Origin of the sequence: Gemmatimonas aurantiaca, assembly GCF_037190085.1 — a bacterium.
Classification (GTDB): Bacteria; Gemmatimonadota; Gemmatimonadetes; order Gemmatimonadales; family Gemmatimonadaceae; genus Gemmatimonas; species Gemmatimonas aurantiaca_A.
The window spans coordinates 227,252-243,009 of the sequence record NZ_JBBCJO010000012.1; the positions used below are offsets into that span (position 1 = coordinate 227,252).

The 15,758-nt window shown below is 65.1% G+C and carries 11 protein-coding genes and 1 tRNA gene; 2 read left to right on the forward strand and 10 right to left on the reverse strand.

The genetic code is table 11. The features are described from left to right. Nucleotides 1-7: 7 nt before the first annotated feature. The 4 genes from WG208_RS15665 to WG208_RS15680 form a co-directional block, all read right to left on the reverse strand. Nucleotides 8-733 carry a thioredoxin family protein gene (locus WG208_RS15665; RefSeq protein WP_337172314.1) on the reverse strand — a complete coding sequence of 242 codons (726 nt, stop codon included), beginning with the start codon at nt 731-733 and terminating at the stop codon, nt 8-10. Between the two features lie 114 nt (nt 734-847). Next, on the reverse strand, nt 848-1,066 hold the full coding sequence (locus WG208_RS15670) for a hypothetical protein (protein WP_337172315.1): 219 nt from the start codon (nt 1,064-1,066) through the stop codon (nt 848-850). Nucleotides 1,067-1,088: 22 nt separating this feature from the next. Then, the gene (locus WG208_RS15675; RefSeq protein ID WP_337172316.1) at nt 1,089-1,868 is read right to left on the reverse strand and encodes a Stp1/IreP family PP2C-type Ser/Thr phosphatase; all 780 of its coding nucleotides are present in this window, start codon (nt 1,866-1,868) and stop codon (nt 1,089-1,091) included. A gap of 89 nt (nt 1,869-1,957) precedes the next feature. Beyond that, the gene (locus tag WG208_RS15680) at nt 1,958-3,910 is read right to left on the reverse strand and encodes an ABC transporter ATP-binding protein (RefSeq protein WP_337172317.1); all 1,953 of its coding nucleotides are present in this window, start codon (nt 3,908-3,910) and stop codon (nt 1,958-1,960) included. Nucleotides 3,911-3,953: 43 nt separating this feature from the next. Between WG208_RS15680 and uvrA the strand changes: the two genes are divergently transcribed. Together uvrA and WG208_RS15690 are read left to right on the forward strand one after the other, a co-directional pair. After that, nucleotides 3,954-6,878, forward strand: coding sequence for an excinuclease ABC subunit UvrA (gene uvrA / locus WG208_RS15685; RefSeq protein ID WP_337172318.1), 2,925 nt, complete (start codon nt 3,954-3,956; stop codon nt 6,876-6,878). A 101-nt stretch (nt 6,879-6,979) separates the two neighbouring features. Further along, a tRNA-Asn gene (locus WG208_RS15690) sits at nt 6,980-7,052 on the forward strand. 155 nt (nt 7,053-7,207) lie between these two features. Here the strand turns inward: WG208_RS15690 and WG208_RS15695 are convergent. The 6 genes from WG208_RS15695 to WG208_RS15720 all read right to left on the reverse strand — a co-directional run bounded on the left by WG208_RS15695 (nt 7,208) and on the right by WG208_RS15720 (nt 15,743). After that, nucleotides 7,208-8,407, reverse strand: a complete 1,200-nt coding sequence (locus WG208_RS15695) for an MbnH family di-heme enzyme (protein ID WP_337172319.1) — start codon at nt 8,405-8,407, stop codon at nt 7,208-7,210. Then, entirely contained in the window at nt 8,407-9,270 is an 864-nt protein-coding gene (locus WG208_RS15700; protein ID WP_337172320.1) for an MbnP family copper-binding protein, read from the reverse strand. The genes WG208_RS15695 and WG208_RS15700 overlap by 1 nt, the downstream gene beginning before the upstream one ends. A gap of 50 nt (nt 9,271-9,320) precedes the next feature. Next, nucleotides 9,321-11,510, reverse strand: a complete 2,190-nt coding sequence (locus WG208_RS15705; protein WP_337172321.1) for a TonB-dependent receptor — start codon at nt 11,508-11,510, stop codon at nt 9,321-9,323. A gap of 211 nt (nt 11,511-11,721) precedes the next feature. Continuing rightward, a complete protein-coding gene (locus WG208_RS15710; RefSeq protein ID WP_337172322.1) occupies nt 11,722-12,087 on the reverse strand; it encodes a hypothetical protein in 366 nt (121 codons plus the stop codon). Between the two features lie 266 nt (nt 12,088-12,353). Further along, nucleotides 12,354-12,506: a hypothetical protein gene (locus WG208_RS15715; protein WP_337172323.1), complete on the reverse strand. Its 153-nt coding sequence runs from the start codon at nt 12,504-12,506 to the stop codon at nt 12,354-12,356. Nucleotides 12,507-12,644: 138 nt separating this feature from the next. Beyond that, complete coding sequence (locus WG208_RS15720; protein WP_337172324.1) at nt 12,645-15,743, reverse strand: metallophosphoesterase; 3,099 nt, start codon at nt 15,741-15,743, stop codon at nt 12,645-12,647. Between the last annotated feature and the right edge of the window lie 15 nt (nt 15,744-15,758).

Consider the following 15,758-nt stretch of genomic DNA (forward strand, 5'->3'; position numbering starts at 1 on the left):
GCTCCCGTCACTCCCCCCGTTCGCACACCATCCGCCCATCCCGTGCCGCTTCCATCAGTTCGATGGTTTCGGTCACGATCGACACCCCACGATCGGCCGCGTAGAAGGCGCTGATCCCGGCGCGGATCGAATCGGACGCCACCTTGGCCCCGCGGGCGTCGTGCGCCCATCGGCGAATGCCCTTGGGAAGCTCGGTGATGCAGCCCCGCTCCCGCCCCTCGGCATCGAGCAGCACGTAGGTCGGGGTCGTGGGTCGGCCGTCGAGAGTGCGGAAGCGCTCCTGCACCGCCTTGCCTTCGGCCGGGAGCACGATGCGGAGATCGAGCCCCGGCACCTGGGACGCGAGCTTCGCCACGTACGGCACCGAATTCATCGAATCGCCGCAGCTGTCGATGGCAATGACGAGCATGTGCCATGTACCGCCCACGGCGCGCGCGCGGGCGATCAGGGCGTCGGCAATGACCGCGCTGTCGGCGATACGATGCCACCCTTCCCGGCGCGCCTTGGCGGCCGCGAGGAAATCGGGAAACGCCTGTCCGCTCTGGAAGAGCGACAGCATGGCCGAATCGGCCACGGCGGGCCGGACCTGCGGTCCGGGCCTGCCGAAGGCCGCGAGTTCACCGGATGCGCAGGCCCCCGCCGAACGGAGACCGACGCCCATGGCCCGCGCCTCGGCGGAGGCCAGGGGCAACACCAACAGCAGCGCGAAGGAAAGCGAGCGGGCGAGGGTCATGGGAGTGGGGGGGAAGGTTCCGGGAAGGCGGGCGATGAGTTTGGGACTACCAGCCGAGCAGCGGGTCAATGGTCACAAGTAGCGGTCACGCGTCACGGTCACGGGTCGTGCGACTCACGACCTATCACCCGGCGGTTCACCCCCAAACCCCGAACCCGAAGCTCGCGTTCTCCCATGGGCGTCCGCCAGCTTCCGTCCGATTCCGCGATAGAACGCCGCGTCCACCGGTTTGCCCTCGTCCTCCAGCGAGACCGCACAGCGCTCGATGGCGTAGAGCAGGTTTCCCAGGTAGAGCGTGGCGATATCGCCAACCGATTCGTCGCCGGCGGACATGGCAGGAAAGAAGAAGCCGCCGTCAGCCGCGGCCGACGGTGGCCTGCTCGCCCGTGTTGCCGCTCAGCACGTTGATCACCTGCACCACGATGGCCGTGATGTTATCGAGTCCCCCGCGACGGTTGGCCTCGGTGATCATCGAGTCGACGATACGGCCGGGCGTCTGCTTGGACTCGAGGATCCGTCGGAGCTGCGGATCCTCGACCATGCCGGTGAGTCCGTCCGAGGCCACGAGGAACAGATCGCCATTGCGGATCTCTCCGGTCAGCACGTCGGCTTCCACGGCCGCATTGGCCCCCACGCAGCGCGTGATCACGTTGCTGTAGGGGTGGTAACGCGCCTGCTCCGGCGTCAGGAAGCCCGCATCCACCTGTTCCTGCACGTAAGAGTGATCCTTGGTGATCTGCCGGAACACGCCATCGCGGAGCAGGTATACACGCGAATCACCGATGTGGCCGATGATGTAGCGGCCCTGGCCCACCAGCAGACAGGAGGCCGTGGTGCCCATCCCCTGCTTCTCGGCTTCCTGGATGGTCCGCTCGTAGATGGCCCGGTTGGCCGCCTTGAGCGCTTCGGCCATGCGGGTGCCCGCATCGGTCTGCGAGAGGTCACGGACATCGGTCAGGTCACGGGCGACGATCTGCACGGCCATCTCGCTGGCGACTTCGCCGGCGGCGTGCCCACCCATACCATCGGCGACGATGAAGAGCCCGCGCTCCCGATCGGCGTCCGCATAGAGGCTGTCTTCGTTGCCTGCCCTAATGCGTCCAACGTCGGTGCCAGCGGCGACGGAAAGCTGCACGTGGAAAGGGTGGTTCGTCTCGAAGAATGACGCGGAACGACGCGATCGCGCCTTCGCCCGGCAGCGCGGCCAAGCGAAACTGTGCGAAGCTACCCGGAAGCCGCCGGGCTTGGCAAGCGTTCCAGAAGACCAATAGCGCCAGCCTGCAGCCGGAACAGGCGTTCATACATGCCACCCGCGGCCACGAGCGCCCGGTGCGAGCCCCGTTCCACGACCTCACCATGATGCAGCACGAGAATCTCGTCGGCGTCCACGATGGTGCTGAGCCGGTGCGCGATGGCCACCGTGGTGCGCCCCTGCATGAGGGTGGCGACGGCCTTCCGGATCTCCGCTTCGATGGCGGAATCGACCGCGCTCGTGGCCTCATCGAGAATGAGCAATGAGGGATCAGACGCAATAGCGCGTGCGAAGGCGAGCAACTGGCGCTCCCCGACGCTTATGCCGCCGCCACGTTCGCCCAGTTCATGATGCCAGCCACCGGGCAATCGTTCGATCACGCGGTCGGCGCCGACACGCGCCGCCGCGCGATGCAAAGCGGCATCGTCGAGATGGGATCCGAGCCGCAGATTCGACGCGATATCGCCGGCAAAAAGAAAGATGTCCTGCTGGACATACCCCATCACCGAGCGGAGCACGTCCACCGGCACGCCGCGGATATCCTCCCCATTGAGGAGAATTCGCCCTCGCTGCGGTTCGTAGAAACGGAGCAGGAGACTCACGATGGTGGTCTTTCCGGCCCCCGTGTGGCCCACCAGCGCCAGGGACTGGCCGGGCTCCACCGTGAATCGCACATCCCTGAGCACCCACCGGCGGTCGCCGGCGGCGTGGTCGTCCGCCCCGCCGCCTGCCGAGGCCTGGTGATATTCGCCGGCCTGCTCCCGCCCATGCACCCGATCTTCGCTGATGCCACCCTCGGTGGGATAGGCGAACCAGACACCGTCGAATGTGATCGTCACCCCGTCGCGTCGGATGCGTGCGACACGCGCGGCCAGGTCCGGCGTGGGAGCAAGCCCCGGGGCGGGTGGAGTGTCCAGCAGCGCGAAGATGCGCTCCGACGCAGCCATGGCCGCCTGCAGGATGTTGTACTTCTCGGAGAGATCCTGCAGCGGCTGGAAGAACCGTCGCACGAGTTGCAGAAAGGCCGCGACGGTGCCCACCGTCAGCGCCTCCCGCTCCACCAGAACCCCCGACGTGACCAGCAGACTGGCCAGCGCCAGCGTGGTCAGGAACTCGATGGCCGGGAAATACAGCGCGTACCAAGTGATGGAAGTGAGCTGCGCGTCGAGATGCCCACGATTGAGCGTATCGAAACGCGCGATCTCGTCGGCTTCGCGTCCGAACAGCTGCACGATGCGAATGCCCGAGAGGCGTTCGCCCAGATAGGCATTGAGCTGCGCGACCCGCGTGCGGATGACGCGGTAGCTCGAGCGCACCCGCTGCTGGAACAGCCGAGACACGAGCAGCACCAGCGGAATGACGGCAAATGCCGCCAGCGCCAGCTTCCAGTCGATGAACAGCATCACCACGCCGATGACGCCGAGCGTGAACAGATCGCCCACGCCGGCCACCACGCCGGCGGTGAACAGTTCGTTCAGCGCTTCCACATCGCTCGTGACCCGCGTGACGAGGCGTCCCACCGGCGTGCGATCGTAATAACTGATGGGCAGCTGCTGCAGGCGCGTGAAGAGTTCCTGACGCAGATCACGCATCACCCGCTGCCCGATGAGCGCCGTCAGCACGGTCTCGCCATACGAGGACGCGAACTGCACCACCAGCAAGCCGGCAAAGGCCAGCGCCGCCCGCAGCACCAGCGTCGTGTCCCGCGCGGGCAGTGCCCCGTCGATCACCCAGCGTGTGAGCATGGGGCCGGCGAGTTGCATCCCCGCCGTGATGGCCATGCACCCCAGCGCCGCCACCATGAGCGCACGGTAGGGACGCACGTAGGTGAGCAGACGGCGCACGAGTCGTGCGTCGTACGCCGGGGTGGTGCTGTCGTCGTCGACGTGAGCGCCGGCAGGCGCCCCTCGGGTTCCTGGTGGCATGCGACCCGACAATCTAGTTGTCGACGCGGATAGTTTTCAGGGAATGAAGGACTCGATCCGCATCCTCGGTGCCCGCCAGCACAACCTCAAAGGCTTCGACCTCACCCTTCCCCGTCGCGCGATCACCGTGGTGACCGGGGTATCCGGGTCGGGGAAATCGTCGCTCGCGTTCGACACGCTGTATGCCGAAGGACAGCGCCGCTATGTGGAATCGCTGTCGGCCTATGCGCGCCAGTTCCTCGAGCGCATGGAGAAGCCGGCCGTGGATGCCATCGAGGGGATCTCGCCGGCCGTGGCGATCGAGCAGAAGAATCCCACGCGCACCTCGCGCTCCACCGTCGGCACGGCCACCGAGATCTACGACTATCTGCGCCTGCTCTGGGCCCGTGTGGGACACACCTATTGCCCGAAGTGCGGCCGCGAACTGCGACCCGATACGGTGCAGTCGGTGACCGATACGGTGCTCGAATTGCCGGAGGGCACCCGGTTTCTCGTGGCCTGCCCCCTGGTACGATCGAGCAAGGTGTCACACGCCGTGATCGTCGAGAATTTGCGCGCACGGGGATTCGTGCGCGTGGCCGTGCCGTCGCCGCTCGGTCTGGAGATCTTGCATCTCGACGATGTGACGGAGGCCACACTGGATCTGTCCACGCGCGAAGGGGTGTCCATCGTGGTGGACCGGCTGCGGGTGGAACCCTCGGCGCGCGGTCGTATCGCCGATGCGGTGCAGACGGCCTTCACCGAGGGTGACGGGGATGTCCGCATTCTCTTCACCGAGCCGCTGGTGCCACCGGCCAGCGTCGCCGCGCGTCTGGGCGAGGTGTCCGGCGCGACACGCGCGGGAACCGGAGCCGGTGTTTGGCAACTGGCATTCACCGAACGATTCGAGTGTCCCAACGACGGCACGCGCGCGCCCACGCCCACGCCGCAGCTCTTCTCGTTCAACAATCCGCGCGGCGCCTGCCCAACCTGCAACGGATTCGGCGCCACGCTGGACTACGATCTCGGCCTCATCGTCCCCAACTCCGAGCGATCGGTACGCGATGGCGCCATCGATCCGTGGACCGCGCCGCGCTACGAAAAACAGCGACGGTTGGTGGTGGAGTTCGCCCGGACGCTGGGTGTGTCCCCCGATGCGCCCTGGAATACGCTGCCCGCCGACGTGCGGGAGAAGTTCCTGCACGCCCGCACGCGCACCTATACGGGCATCTATCCGTTTCTCGAAGCGCTCGAAGAGAAGAAGTACAAGCAGTACATCCGCATCTTTCTGCGCAAATATCAGAGCGCCCGCCCCTGCGCGTCCTGCGGCGGCGCCAAACTGCAGCCCGAGGCGCTGCAGGTGCGTGTGGACGGCCGGACCATCGCGGAGGTGTCGCAGTGGCCCGTGCGCGACCTGCGCACCTGGCTGGACGATCTGTCGCTCACCGGCAGTGAGGCCCTCATCGCCGATGCCGTGTTGCGCGAAGCACGTTCCCGCACGCGGTTCCTCGCCGATGTCGGACTCACCTATCTGACGCTCGACCGGGCCACGCGCACGCTCTCGGGCGGTGAGGCGCAGCGCATCACCCTGTCCAATGCCCTGGGCGCGGCGCTCGTGGATGCCACGTATGTCCTGGACGAACCCAGCATCGGCCTGCACCCGCGCGATCTCGATCGTCTGCTGTCGCTGTTGCGCCGTCTGCGCGACCTCGGCAACACGGTCGTGATGGTGGAGCACGATCTCGACGCCATGCGCATTGCCGACTACATGGTGGAGATGGGCCCGGCCGCCGGCGAACATGGCGGTCAGGTGGTGTTTGCGGGTCCCATGCGCGATGTGGAGCAGAGCCCACTCACCGGTCAGTACCTCACCGGCGCGCGCACCATCGAGGTACCGGCCCGGCGTCGGCCGGTGGGGCCACGATGGCTCGAACTGCGCGGCGCCACGGCGCACAACGTGCACGGCGTGGACGTACGCATTCCGCTGGGTGCGATGACGGTGGTCACCGGCGTCTCAGGGTCGGGCAAGAGCACGCTGGTGCACGATGTGCTCTTTCATGCGCTCGAAGCGCGCCTGCATGGAGAACACTCCGCGAAGGAGCATCTCGGAGAAACCGTGGGCAGCTTCACCGCCCTCACCGGCTTCGAGCATCTCGATGATGTGGTGCTCGTGGACCAGAGTCCCATCGGCCGGTCGCCGCGCTCCAATCCGGTCACGTATGTGAAAGCCTTCGACGAAATCCGGCGCCTGTTCGCCGAGTCGCCGGTGTCGAAAACCAAGGGTTTCACCGCCGGCCATTTTTCGTTCAACGTGGCCGGCGGGCGGTGCGAGCATTGTGAAGGCGCGGGCGCCATCGAAGTGGAGATGGTGTTCATGGCCGATGTGTTCGTGCCCTGCGATGCATGCGGCGGCAAACGTTTCAAGCCCGAGGTGCTCGAAGTGCGGGTGCGCGGCAAGAACATCGCCGACGTCCTCGAACTCACGGTGGATGAAGCCATCCGGTTCTTCCCGCGGGAGGACAAACTCGCGCAGGCGCTCTGGCACGTGCAGCAGGTGGGACTGGGCTATCTGCGTCTGGGTCAGCCCGCCACGACCCTGTCCGGCGGTGAAGCGCAGCGCCTCAAGATCGCCCGTGAACTCGCGCTGACCGCGCGTGGTGAAGCGCGAAAGCTGTACGTGATGGACGAACCCACCACGGGGCTGCACCTGGAGGACATCCGCAAACTCGCGCAGGTATTCGAGCGACTGTTGTCGCAGGGACATACGCTGCTGCTGATCGAACATCACCTGGATGTGATCAAGCTGGCCGACTGGATCGTGGACATGGGCCCCGACGGCGGCGACGGCGGCGGCCGGGTGGTGGCCATGGGCCGGCCGGAGGAGATCGTGACCGTGGCGGCCTCGCACACTGGGAGGTGGTTGAGGACGGTGTTGCCCGAGGGTTCCGGTGTCGCTCCCGGCACGGCCGCTGGTGCCGCCGCCCGCTAGACGGGGCAATTCCTCTACCGGCCGGGCGCTTGACGGAGACGATGGCAGGGGCGATTATTGGAGGCTCTGGCGCGTTCCTCGCGGGACTGCGGAGGTGTCATTCCCGGGTAGCTCAGGTGGTAGAGCAGGTGACTGTTAATCACCCTGTCGGGGGTTCGAGTCCCTCCCCGGGAGCTGTTGAAATACCAGGAGTTACAAAAGCAGGCGCCCGGAAAACCGGACGCCTGCTTTTGTTTGCGGACGGATTGAAGAACCGCGGATGGGTACGACCACTCTGGAGGCCTCCGAAGGAGACTCCGTCGTGGAAGATCCAGTGAATGGTCTCTGCCTCAGGGGGCGGGATTGCGTCCGTTCGGCCACGGATTGCTGAAGCGCCGATCGGTCAGGAACGTGGAATCGGTCAACGTTCGGAGAAACTCCACCAGATCGAGACGTTCCTGTGCCGTCGCCTCGAATCCGGTGATGAAGCCGTTGCGGTAGGGGCTCAGATGACCATCACCGGCATTGGGGCCGGTCGTGATGAGTCGTCCCCCCCGGGCGTAATGATCGACCACCTCTTCGAGCGTGGCGATGCTGCCGTCGTGCATGTAGGGAGCGGACACGGCGACATTGCGAAGACTGGGGGCCTTGAATGCCCCCATGTCTTCCGGACGTCCGGTGAATTCATGAATGCCGACGTTGTTGGCGGGATATGCACCCGTCCCGCCGAGATTGTACAACCCGTTGTTGAAGAACTCCTGCTCCCGGAACGTCTTGCCGACGTAGCTCACCGAGCCGGTGAATATCGGTGCCGCGTGACAGTGAAAGCACTCCGCCTTCTCGCTGAAGAACAATGCCTCGCCACGCTTGGCCGATTCGCTGATGGCGGTACGCTCGTTGCGGAATTTGTAGCGATCGTACGGTGAGTTCCCGGAAACTAGCGCACGCTCGAAGGACGCGAGCGCCTTGGTGATCGTCGCCACGGACACGGGTTCCGCCTCGCCGGGGAAACCAGCGGCAAACAGCCTCAGATACGTGGTGTCGACCCGGACACGACGCAACAATTCGGCTTCGCGCCCCGACAAGCCAAGCTCGACGGGGTGTTCACCGAACATCGGGATCAGTGCCTGCTTCTCGAGTTCGATGATATTCGGGTTCGCCCAGTTGAGCACCGACGCGTAGCCGACATTGGACAGAGCCATGCTGTTGCGCGGGTGGGCCTCGCCGGTGCTGCCGATGCCCACCAGACGACCGTCGGAGAATGCGCGTGCCTGCTCGTGACAGCTCGCGCAGCTCATGCTGCCGTTGCCGGACAGACGCGTGTCATAGAACAGGTGACGACCCAACTCCACCTTTTCGACGGACATGGGATTGTCCGCCGGCACCTCCGGTGTGGGAAAGCCCGGCGGCAGATTCCATACGTAGTTTCCCGACGCTGTCGCGCCACGGGGGCCGAACATCTCGTCGCCCCCGCATGACGCGATGCCTGTCAGGCAGGCCACCGCCATGAGGAGTCGGTGCAGAGACGCCGGTCTGGCGGTGTGTGACATCACGGCGTTCCGACGCGGAAGAAGGCCGACGTGGTGGGCGCGGCGCCACCGTTGAACGCAAGGCCAACGGCATTGAACAGCGTCGCGCACTCCGGATCGGTGGTGCCACTCATGCAACCGGGCATGCCACCGAGATCGACATCGAGATTCGTCGTCGCGGTGAGTTCCTTGAGGTCGGCCACGATCACATTGGTGGCGGGATTGAATCCCGGGAGCGTGATGGTGCCCCGATTCGGCTGCGCGCATGATGTGGGGACGGTCGTTGCGTTGGTGCTCGGCGTGCACCCCGTGCTGCCCAGGTGCATGAACCAACCGCCCGGCTTGCCGGTGGTGTTCATGTCGACACGAAGTGCCATGTATCCCGCGTTCCACGACCAGAACATGCGCGACGAGGCCAGCGGCCCCGTCGCGGTGGACTGGTCGCTGTGGTTCTTGGCGAACGGCAATCCGAGCACGAACCGCACACCCGTGTACGTACCGGCGGGAACGGTTCCGACAACCTGAGTATTCACGTCGGCCGAGGCGCTCGGACATGCGGTGCCGGTGCCACCCGCCGTGAAATCGAGAAGGGCTACGTTGTCCACTTGCCACTTGTTGTCGACGGTGAGTGTCACAGGCGTCTCGGTTCCATCGGCCTTCAGTAGCCGCACATCGTGCACGTACATCATGAATTCCGTGGGCGTCGCGACGGACGAGGAGGTGCCCATTCCGGTGAAATTCTGTCCGCAGACGAAGGTGGCCGTCCCAACACGTGCCGCGAAGCGGATATTCACCGGCTGTGGGCCATTGTTGGCCGTGGGGCCATCGGTGGACGAGCACGCAGCACCAAGAGCGGCCAGCGCGGCGGGTACAAACGAACGCACGGAGCGAGCGAGTAGTGAGGTCATGATGAGATGGAGTTGGTTGGCGTGAACTACTGCGGAAAGCGGAGCGATGCGCGGAGCACACGCGGCACTCCGGGAGTGATGAACTGCGACGCGCGATTCTCGACATAGCGGAGATCGAAGACGTTCTGCGCGTCGAGATCCAGGGAAGCGCCCAGTGCGCGCAGAGGCACACTGGCCCCGAGATCGAAGACACTGGCCACGCGTGTGGTCACGCCGGGCTCGCCGATCGGGGTGAAGGGTCCGAGAATGCGATAGGACACACGCACACTGCGAAGCAGCGGCGTGGCGATCTCCAGATCCGCACCCACACGCGCCGTGTACCGCGCGACACCCGGCACGGGATCACCGGGGAAAATGGGCACGTTGTGATCATGCCCCGCGTTGGGATCGCTGGCCCGTGATGTATCGGAGGGAGCCGCCCCCAGGAAACGCGCGTCGTTCAGGGTGATGGCGCCATCGATCGCCAAAGTGGACAACCTCCCATGCTGCACCAGCGTGGCGGGAACCTGCCACGCGATGCGTGCATCCAAGCCCTGGCGTCGACTGCGGCCGGCACTCGACACACCGAGCGTGACCGGATTGAAAATCCGTTCATTGCGCGTGTCGATGCGGAACAGCGAGACGTGCGCCGAGAGATCATCACGTTCCAGTTCCAGACCGGATTCGTGCGACCACGCGAGATACGGTGCACGTCCCGGTTCCGCGATTACGCCCGGGGGACTCCGGAATCCGTGACTGGAGGAGGCGAGCACCGAAAGACCGGCTCCTCCGATCGACCACGGCAGCAGGTAGCGCGCACCCAGTTTGGGACTGACGATACTCGTGGTGGCCGCCCGCCAGCCCGTGTTGGCGAGTCGATCCTCGGACTCGTGGTGCAGCACATCCAATCGTGCGCCGACATCCAGCGCCAGTCGACCAGCAACCAGTCGACGCCACCGCGCATACGATCCGCTGGACCAGAACCGTGCGTCGTAGGAATGCTGCATCGACGAGGCTTGCCGGGCGAGCGTATTTTCGAGCGTGTATGCCGCCCGATCGCCACGGAACGAGGTCCCCGCCACCAGTTCCCCCAACGGCACCAGCCATACCAGTTGGGCTTGTCCGCCGGCTCCGCGTCGATCGTCATGCTCGCCGCTCTGGCGCGCGACGTTGCCTTCGCCGGGGATATTGAGGAACATCTGTTGCGTCGAACCTTGCGCCCAGGCGGTGAGCTCGAGCGCCAGCGGACGTGAACGCAAACGGGGCAGCGGCCGCGAGTACCGGGTGCTGAGAATCACGCGCGAGGAACCGCCACCGTCCGTGGAATCGACAGCGGCGCGCAAATCACGGGTGTTGTAGCGCGCCACGCTCACGAACCCCGGGGAATCCCATCCGCTTCGATAGAACTGGGCACCACCTTCGACGCGGCCGGCGCCCACCGCACGCCACCCTCTGATCAGCGCATTGCCAAGCAGATATGCGCTGTTCGATTGCCAGCCCTGGTTGCGTCGCAGATCGGTTGCGGCCATCCAGCCCCCACGCACTGCGCGTGCGCCGGTGCGCGTCCAGATGCCGATGTCACCAAGGCTGGATGTGGACACTGCACCACTCGTTCCGCTGGCGTCGGCCGCGGTGAACACCTCGACCACGCCAGCGAGCGAGAAATCCCCATACAGGGGACTCGCCGTGCCGTGGATGACGCGCATGGAGTTCACGGCGCCGGGAAACAGCACATTCCAGTCCGCAAACCCCTCGACATGACCATGCACCGGCGCATTGATCGGCACACCGTCCACGACCAGCAGCACGTCGGCGGAATGATCCGAATTGAAGCCCCGGATGACGGCATTCGACGTGAAGCCGGGTCCCTGCCCCTGCTCGTGCACCTCGAGGCCGGTGGCCCGGCGAACGAGGTCATAGGCATTCGCAGCCGGTGTCGAGAGCAGGACGGCCGTATCGACGTCAATGCGTGCCACTGGTGGCGGCGCAGCGCGCGCGCGCTCCGCCGTGACGTTCACCGACTGCAACGTCGTCGAATGACGCACACGCGCGAGCGAATCGACGCGCATGGAGTCCGCGCGCACGATGGAGTCTGTGCGACTGGGAGGTTGTGGGCGTGCCTGGGCTTCGATCGCCGGTACAGCAATCCCAACGGCGCCGGTGATGGCGACCGGAAGAATCAGTGAGCGCGCTGCGCGTGCGAAGCGACAGACCACACCGGATACGGCGTGGTGCATCACGGGATGTCGGGAGTGAGAATGTGTCAGCGCGACATTCCACGACAGACGCGCATCAGATGGCGCGATCGTACGTCAGAATGCGGCTGTGGACAGCGCTATCTGTGGGCTGTCATGGGGCCTGTACCAATACGCCACCGATGCTCGATGACATCGGAGCGCCAAGCGGACTCACGCACGTGAGTCGCCGACGTTCAGTCGCTGCTTGTGGTCAGGCGACGACGTCGGCTGGCGGCGCCGTGCTGAATGGAAGGACAAAATCGATCCAAGCCGCCATGAACTCCTGCTGGGAGCGGCCTGGAAGGATCACCGACTTCGCCACAATCGTGGTGAAGCTCACCGCTGGCACGATGGCGTGCAGGGACACGGCCGATGTACAGCAGTGGCTGATGCAACGGCAATCATGGCGCGAATCATGCTCCGCAGGAGGCGTCGCGCGTTCGGATTCCGCTTCGTGGCCATGCGCGCCATGCGTCGCATGGCCATTCCCCGACTCATCTGGCTGAGCCGCGGCTGCATCCGTCGCCACCGGCGCAATGTCGTGCATCGGACAGGCGTGCGCGGAAACCAGATTCATCGTCAACGCGATGAACCAAATCCCGAGACACGCGGAACCGAGGCGCCGCCAAACGCCGAGAGAGCGGAAAATCCGGAGCACACTCCATCATAAACAGGCTCGGGCTGTTCCGTCAAAAGGGCGCGGCCTCCGTGGCACTGCGAAGCCCTTCTCCGACAGTCTGCCGTGGCGATCCGCATGAGGAGGGGACTCCGGTGGTCCCTCCTCATGTACGATGGGGCATTGTTTTACGACTTGTCCGCCCCCGCGTGCTCGGAAGGACGCGATCATGCGACTTGGTTGGGTGCATTGACCTTCGAGCCCTGATCCCGGTCGATGGTCTTGGCGTATCGACCACCCTGGCTTCTTTTGATGGCCGGCGTGACGAGTTGTGCAGTCCACTGCGCGATCAGTGTGACGACGACGATGGGCACCCGCATGTGACCCTCCGTTGCCTGAGGTGATGTCATTGCCCGGGAACGGCGAACGGTTGCCGGTCGGCAAACACGAACGCGCTGCCCCATCGTGGGACAGCGCGATCGGTCCGGCAATACGCGAAAGCGCTGCTTCAGCAACGGTCACTTCTGCCGATGATCGCGGATCACCGGCTTGTTGGTGTCTTTCGGCGTGCTGCTGTCTTTTTCGTCGCTGCCCGCGGCAGGCTTCCGGTGATCACGCACCACTGGCTTTCCATCTCCACCGCTGGTCCCACCGCTTGCCCCACTGCTGTTTCCACCACTGGCTCCACCGATGGGGGCTGGTGCGTTGCCACTGGGAGTCGGCGGGTCGCCGAGGACGACGGGCGGCTGTGTGGAGAGCGGAGGCCTCGTCGGGTTCAGGTTGCCGCTACGCAGCAGGTCCATCGTGATGTAGCGGACGCTCCGGATCACATTGTCGGCGATTTCGATGATGCGGAATCCCTGGAAGTTGGGACCGGGCGCATTTTCGTTGGTGTCCTTGTCGCGACGGGTGTTGGAGGCGGGGCCCAGCGCTGCCGTCTGCACGACGACAGGCTGATGATCGCGCCACCATTGGGCCGGGTCGGTTGCATCGGAAAGGGGACGGGCATACGGCGGCGTATTGAACGTGGAAAGATCCTTCCACGTGGCCCCTGCCCGGTTGTCGTTCACGATCTGCTCGGCCCCTTCTGCCGGTGTGCCGGCTTTGATGTTCACGAGACGCCGCCTGTAGCTGCTCTCCTTCCACCACTGACCGGGAAGCGACACAGGATAGTAGGACGTCGGATTCTCGAAATAGTGATCGGTGTACATCTCGAGCTGCTGCTTCGCCGCGTTCCAGCGGGTGCGGAAATCGAAGCGGTAGTGACCATGCCCGCAGAGGAGCAGTGTCACGGGACGCCGTCCGTCTCCGCCGGAGACGATCTTCATCAGCTCCTCCTGATGACCGACGGCGATTCCCATGTCCATCAGATCTTCGACGGTGCCGATGTGGAAGTACGGCGTGCCGTTGCGCGGCCAACTGGGGGTGTTGGTCAGCGCATCCGGACGCGGCACCATCACGCTGTTCTCCTGCTGCATCACGGCCGATCGCTTGTTGTGGAACAGGAACGAGGTGATGTGTTCGGGCGATGCACCGGGGTGCATGGTTTCCCGGAAATGCGGCAGCATCATGTTGCCGGCCGGATTGATCGGCGGCGCATGCATCCCCACCAGCACGAGCCCCCGTTCACCGGCGCTGTCGAGTGCGGCCCGCAGCAGGGCGAGTTCGTCCGTGTTGACTCCGGTCGAATCGGGGCTGCCGTCGAGGAAGTGTTCACTGCTCTCGCTGCCGAAGCCGAGTTTCGTGATGACGGTTTCCGTCAGCGTGTCGGTGATGTCCTTGTCCTGTCGCGTGTCGAGCATGAGCAGCCGGTGCTGTCCCATCCGCACGAAGTACGACCGGTTGCGGTTGATGTGCCGGAAGTAGTAGTTGGATTCGTTCAGCATCGACGGTTCGACGAGCACCTGCTTCGCGGCACTCTCCGGCGTCAGCACGGGGATGAACCATTCGTTCTGGTTCTTGCCGCGGAGCCCGATCAGCTTGAGGGCCTCGGCGCGGGTGACATTCAGCCCGGAATACTGAAATTGCGCATCGATGAGGCTCAGCGAGAGCGCGGAGATCGGATCGATCAGGCCGAGCAGTCCGATTCCCGGTACCATGTCGAGTGCCGACCCCACAGCATCGACGACGATATCGATCGCGCCACCGGTGATGTCATGCAGGAACGAACCGACGACATCACCGCTCGACACCTTGATCTTGAACGCGAGCGCATACGGCCACGCCCGGTAATCGTGATTGCCGAGGCTGGTGAAGATGGGCACGCGGAGCGGCTCGGCGGAGGGGGATTCCGGATCGGGTGACTGCGCCGTGCCGCGCACGAGATTCTCGAAGAACTCGAAGTTGCCGGGGCCATGCGGATGGTCCCCCACTTCATGGACGTAATCCACCAGATCGCCGGTGGCCATGATGGCATCGAGCTGGCCGGCGGCGTGCTGTTTGTTGGCGAACCGGATGAACTCGCGTAAACTGTCATTCCAGTTGTTGAACAGCGCGAGGTCGGCTGCGGGCACGCCGGCCTTCCGGAGCTGCGCACGATATTTCTCGACGCGGCGACTGGAATGGATGTCGGTGATGTGGGCGATGTTGAACGATTCCCAGTCGCTTCGCGCGTAGATGTCGTGCGGCGCGATGATGATCGGAGCGATCCCGGGGACGCAGAACGCCAGGGAGTAGAGGGTCCGTCGCGTGAGGCCGCCGGTGGTGACCGTCGTGTTCCCGCCTCCTGTGGAGGTCGACATCTCGCCGGTCGATGCGCCGGCAGTGCTGGTGGAGGCCGGACCGGTGGCGGTTGTGCCGGCGAAGGCGGTTGTCGCACTGGTGTGCACGTCGACGCCGTGCGTGCCGCCGGCCGTCGTGGAGCGTGCCACCGTGAACGACAGCACGCGTATGCCGCCGTCGGTGGTCAGCGCTCCGGGCTTGAGTTCGACCTGCGGGATGACGGTGCTTCCCACCGGGATGAGGCGGAGTCGCTGCTTCCACAGGGTGGTGGCCAGCTCCGGATGTGCGTCGAGCGCCGCGACGGCCCCGCGAAAGCGCATCCAGGGCAACTGCGGCGGATTGTCCGGATCGATGAGCTGGGGACAGCCGAGCAGCGGCGGGATGAGATCCCCCTGCAGGACGGCGGTGCTGTTGTCCGCATGCCAGAGCACGCCCCGTTCGAAATACGCGGCGCGGCCGCCGCCGATGCGCACCACGTCCTGCAGCGGATGACCGAGCGAGCTGTGCACTCCGCCGGCTGCTTTCCAGGCGTTGTAGAGTGTGCCGAAGAGGCGCACCCCGCCGGTGCCCCGCACCCAGCCGATCGTTCCCCATTCGAAGACGGAGTAGGGGAACCGACCATCCTCACTGATTGTTTCGTCGCTGGTGGGGAACCCCAGCTCCCGCTCGCCGGTGGCCGGATTGGGTCCCTGCGCGCCGCCGTTGTTGTAGCGGGTGAGGATACCGCCGTGCACTTCATGCGCCCCCGTGTTGGGGTGCCAATAGATGGTGCCGCGCTGAAACCGTTGCAGAAGGCCACCGTACCCCGCGTCCTGCGCGGGAGCTGCCGCGGTGCCCAGATCCAAGCCGCGCTTGCGGAGCAGATTCCAGTGCTCCGTGATCTTTGCTGCAGACATTGTCCGGTCCTGAAG

Coding starts and splice junctions, on each gene's coding strand:
- uvrA (WP_337172318.1), top strand. CDS start 3,954: ATGAAGGACTCGATCCGCATCCTCGGTGCCCGCCAGCACAACCTCAAA.
- WG208_RS15695 (WP_337172319.1), bottom strand. CDS start 8,407: ATGTCACACACCGCCAGACCGGCGTCTCTGCACCGACTCCTCATGGCG.
- WG208_RS15705 (WP_337172321.1), bottom strand. CDS start 11,510: ATGCACCACGCCGTATCCGGTGTGGTCTGTCGCTTCGCACGCGCAGCG.
- WG208_RS15670 (WP_337172315.1), bottom strand. CDS start 1,066: ATGTCCGCCGGCGACGAATCGGTTGGCGATATCGCCACGCTCTACCTG.
- WG208_RS15720 (WP_337172324.1), bottom strand. CDS start 15,743: ATGTCTGCAGCAAAGATCACGGAGCACTGGAATCTGCTCCGCAAGCGC.
- WG208_RS15680 (WP_337172317.1), bottom strand. CDS start 3,910: ATGCCACCAGGAACCCGAGGGGCGCCTGCCGGCGCTCACGTCGACGAC.
- WG208_RS15665 (WP_337172314.1), bottom strand. CDS start 733: ATGACCCTCGCCCGCTCGCTTTCCTTCGCGCTGCTGTTGGTGTTGCCC.
- WG208_RS15710 (WP_337172322.1), bottom strand. CDS start 12,087: ATGAATCTGGTTTCCGCGCACGCCTGTCCGATGCACGACATTGCGCCG.
- WG208_RS15715 (WP_337172323.1), bottom strand. CDS start 12,506: ATGCGGGTGCCCATCGTCGTCGTCACACTGATCGCGCAGTGGACTGCA.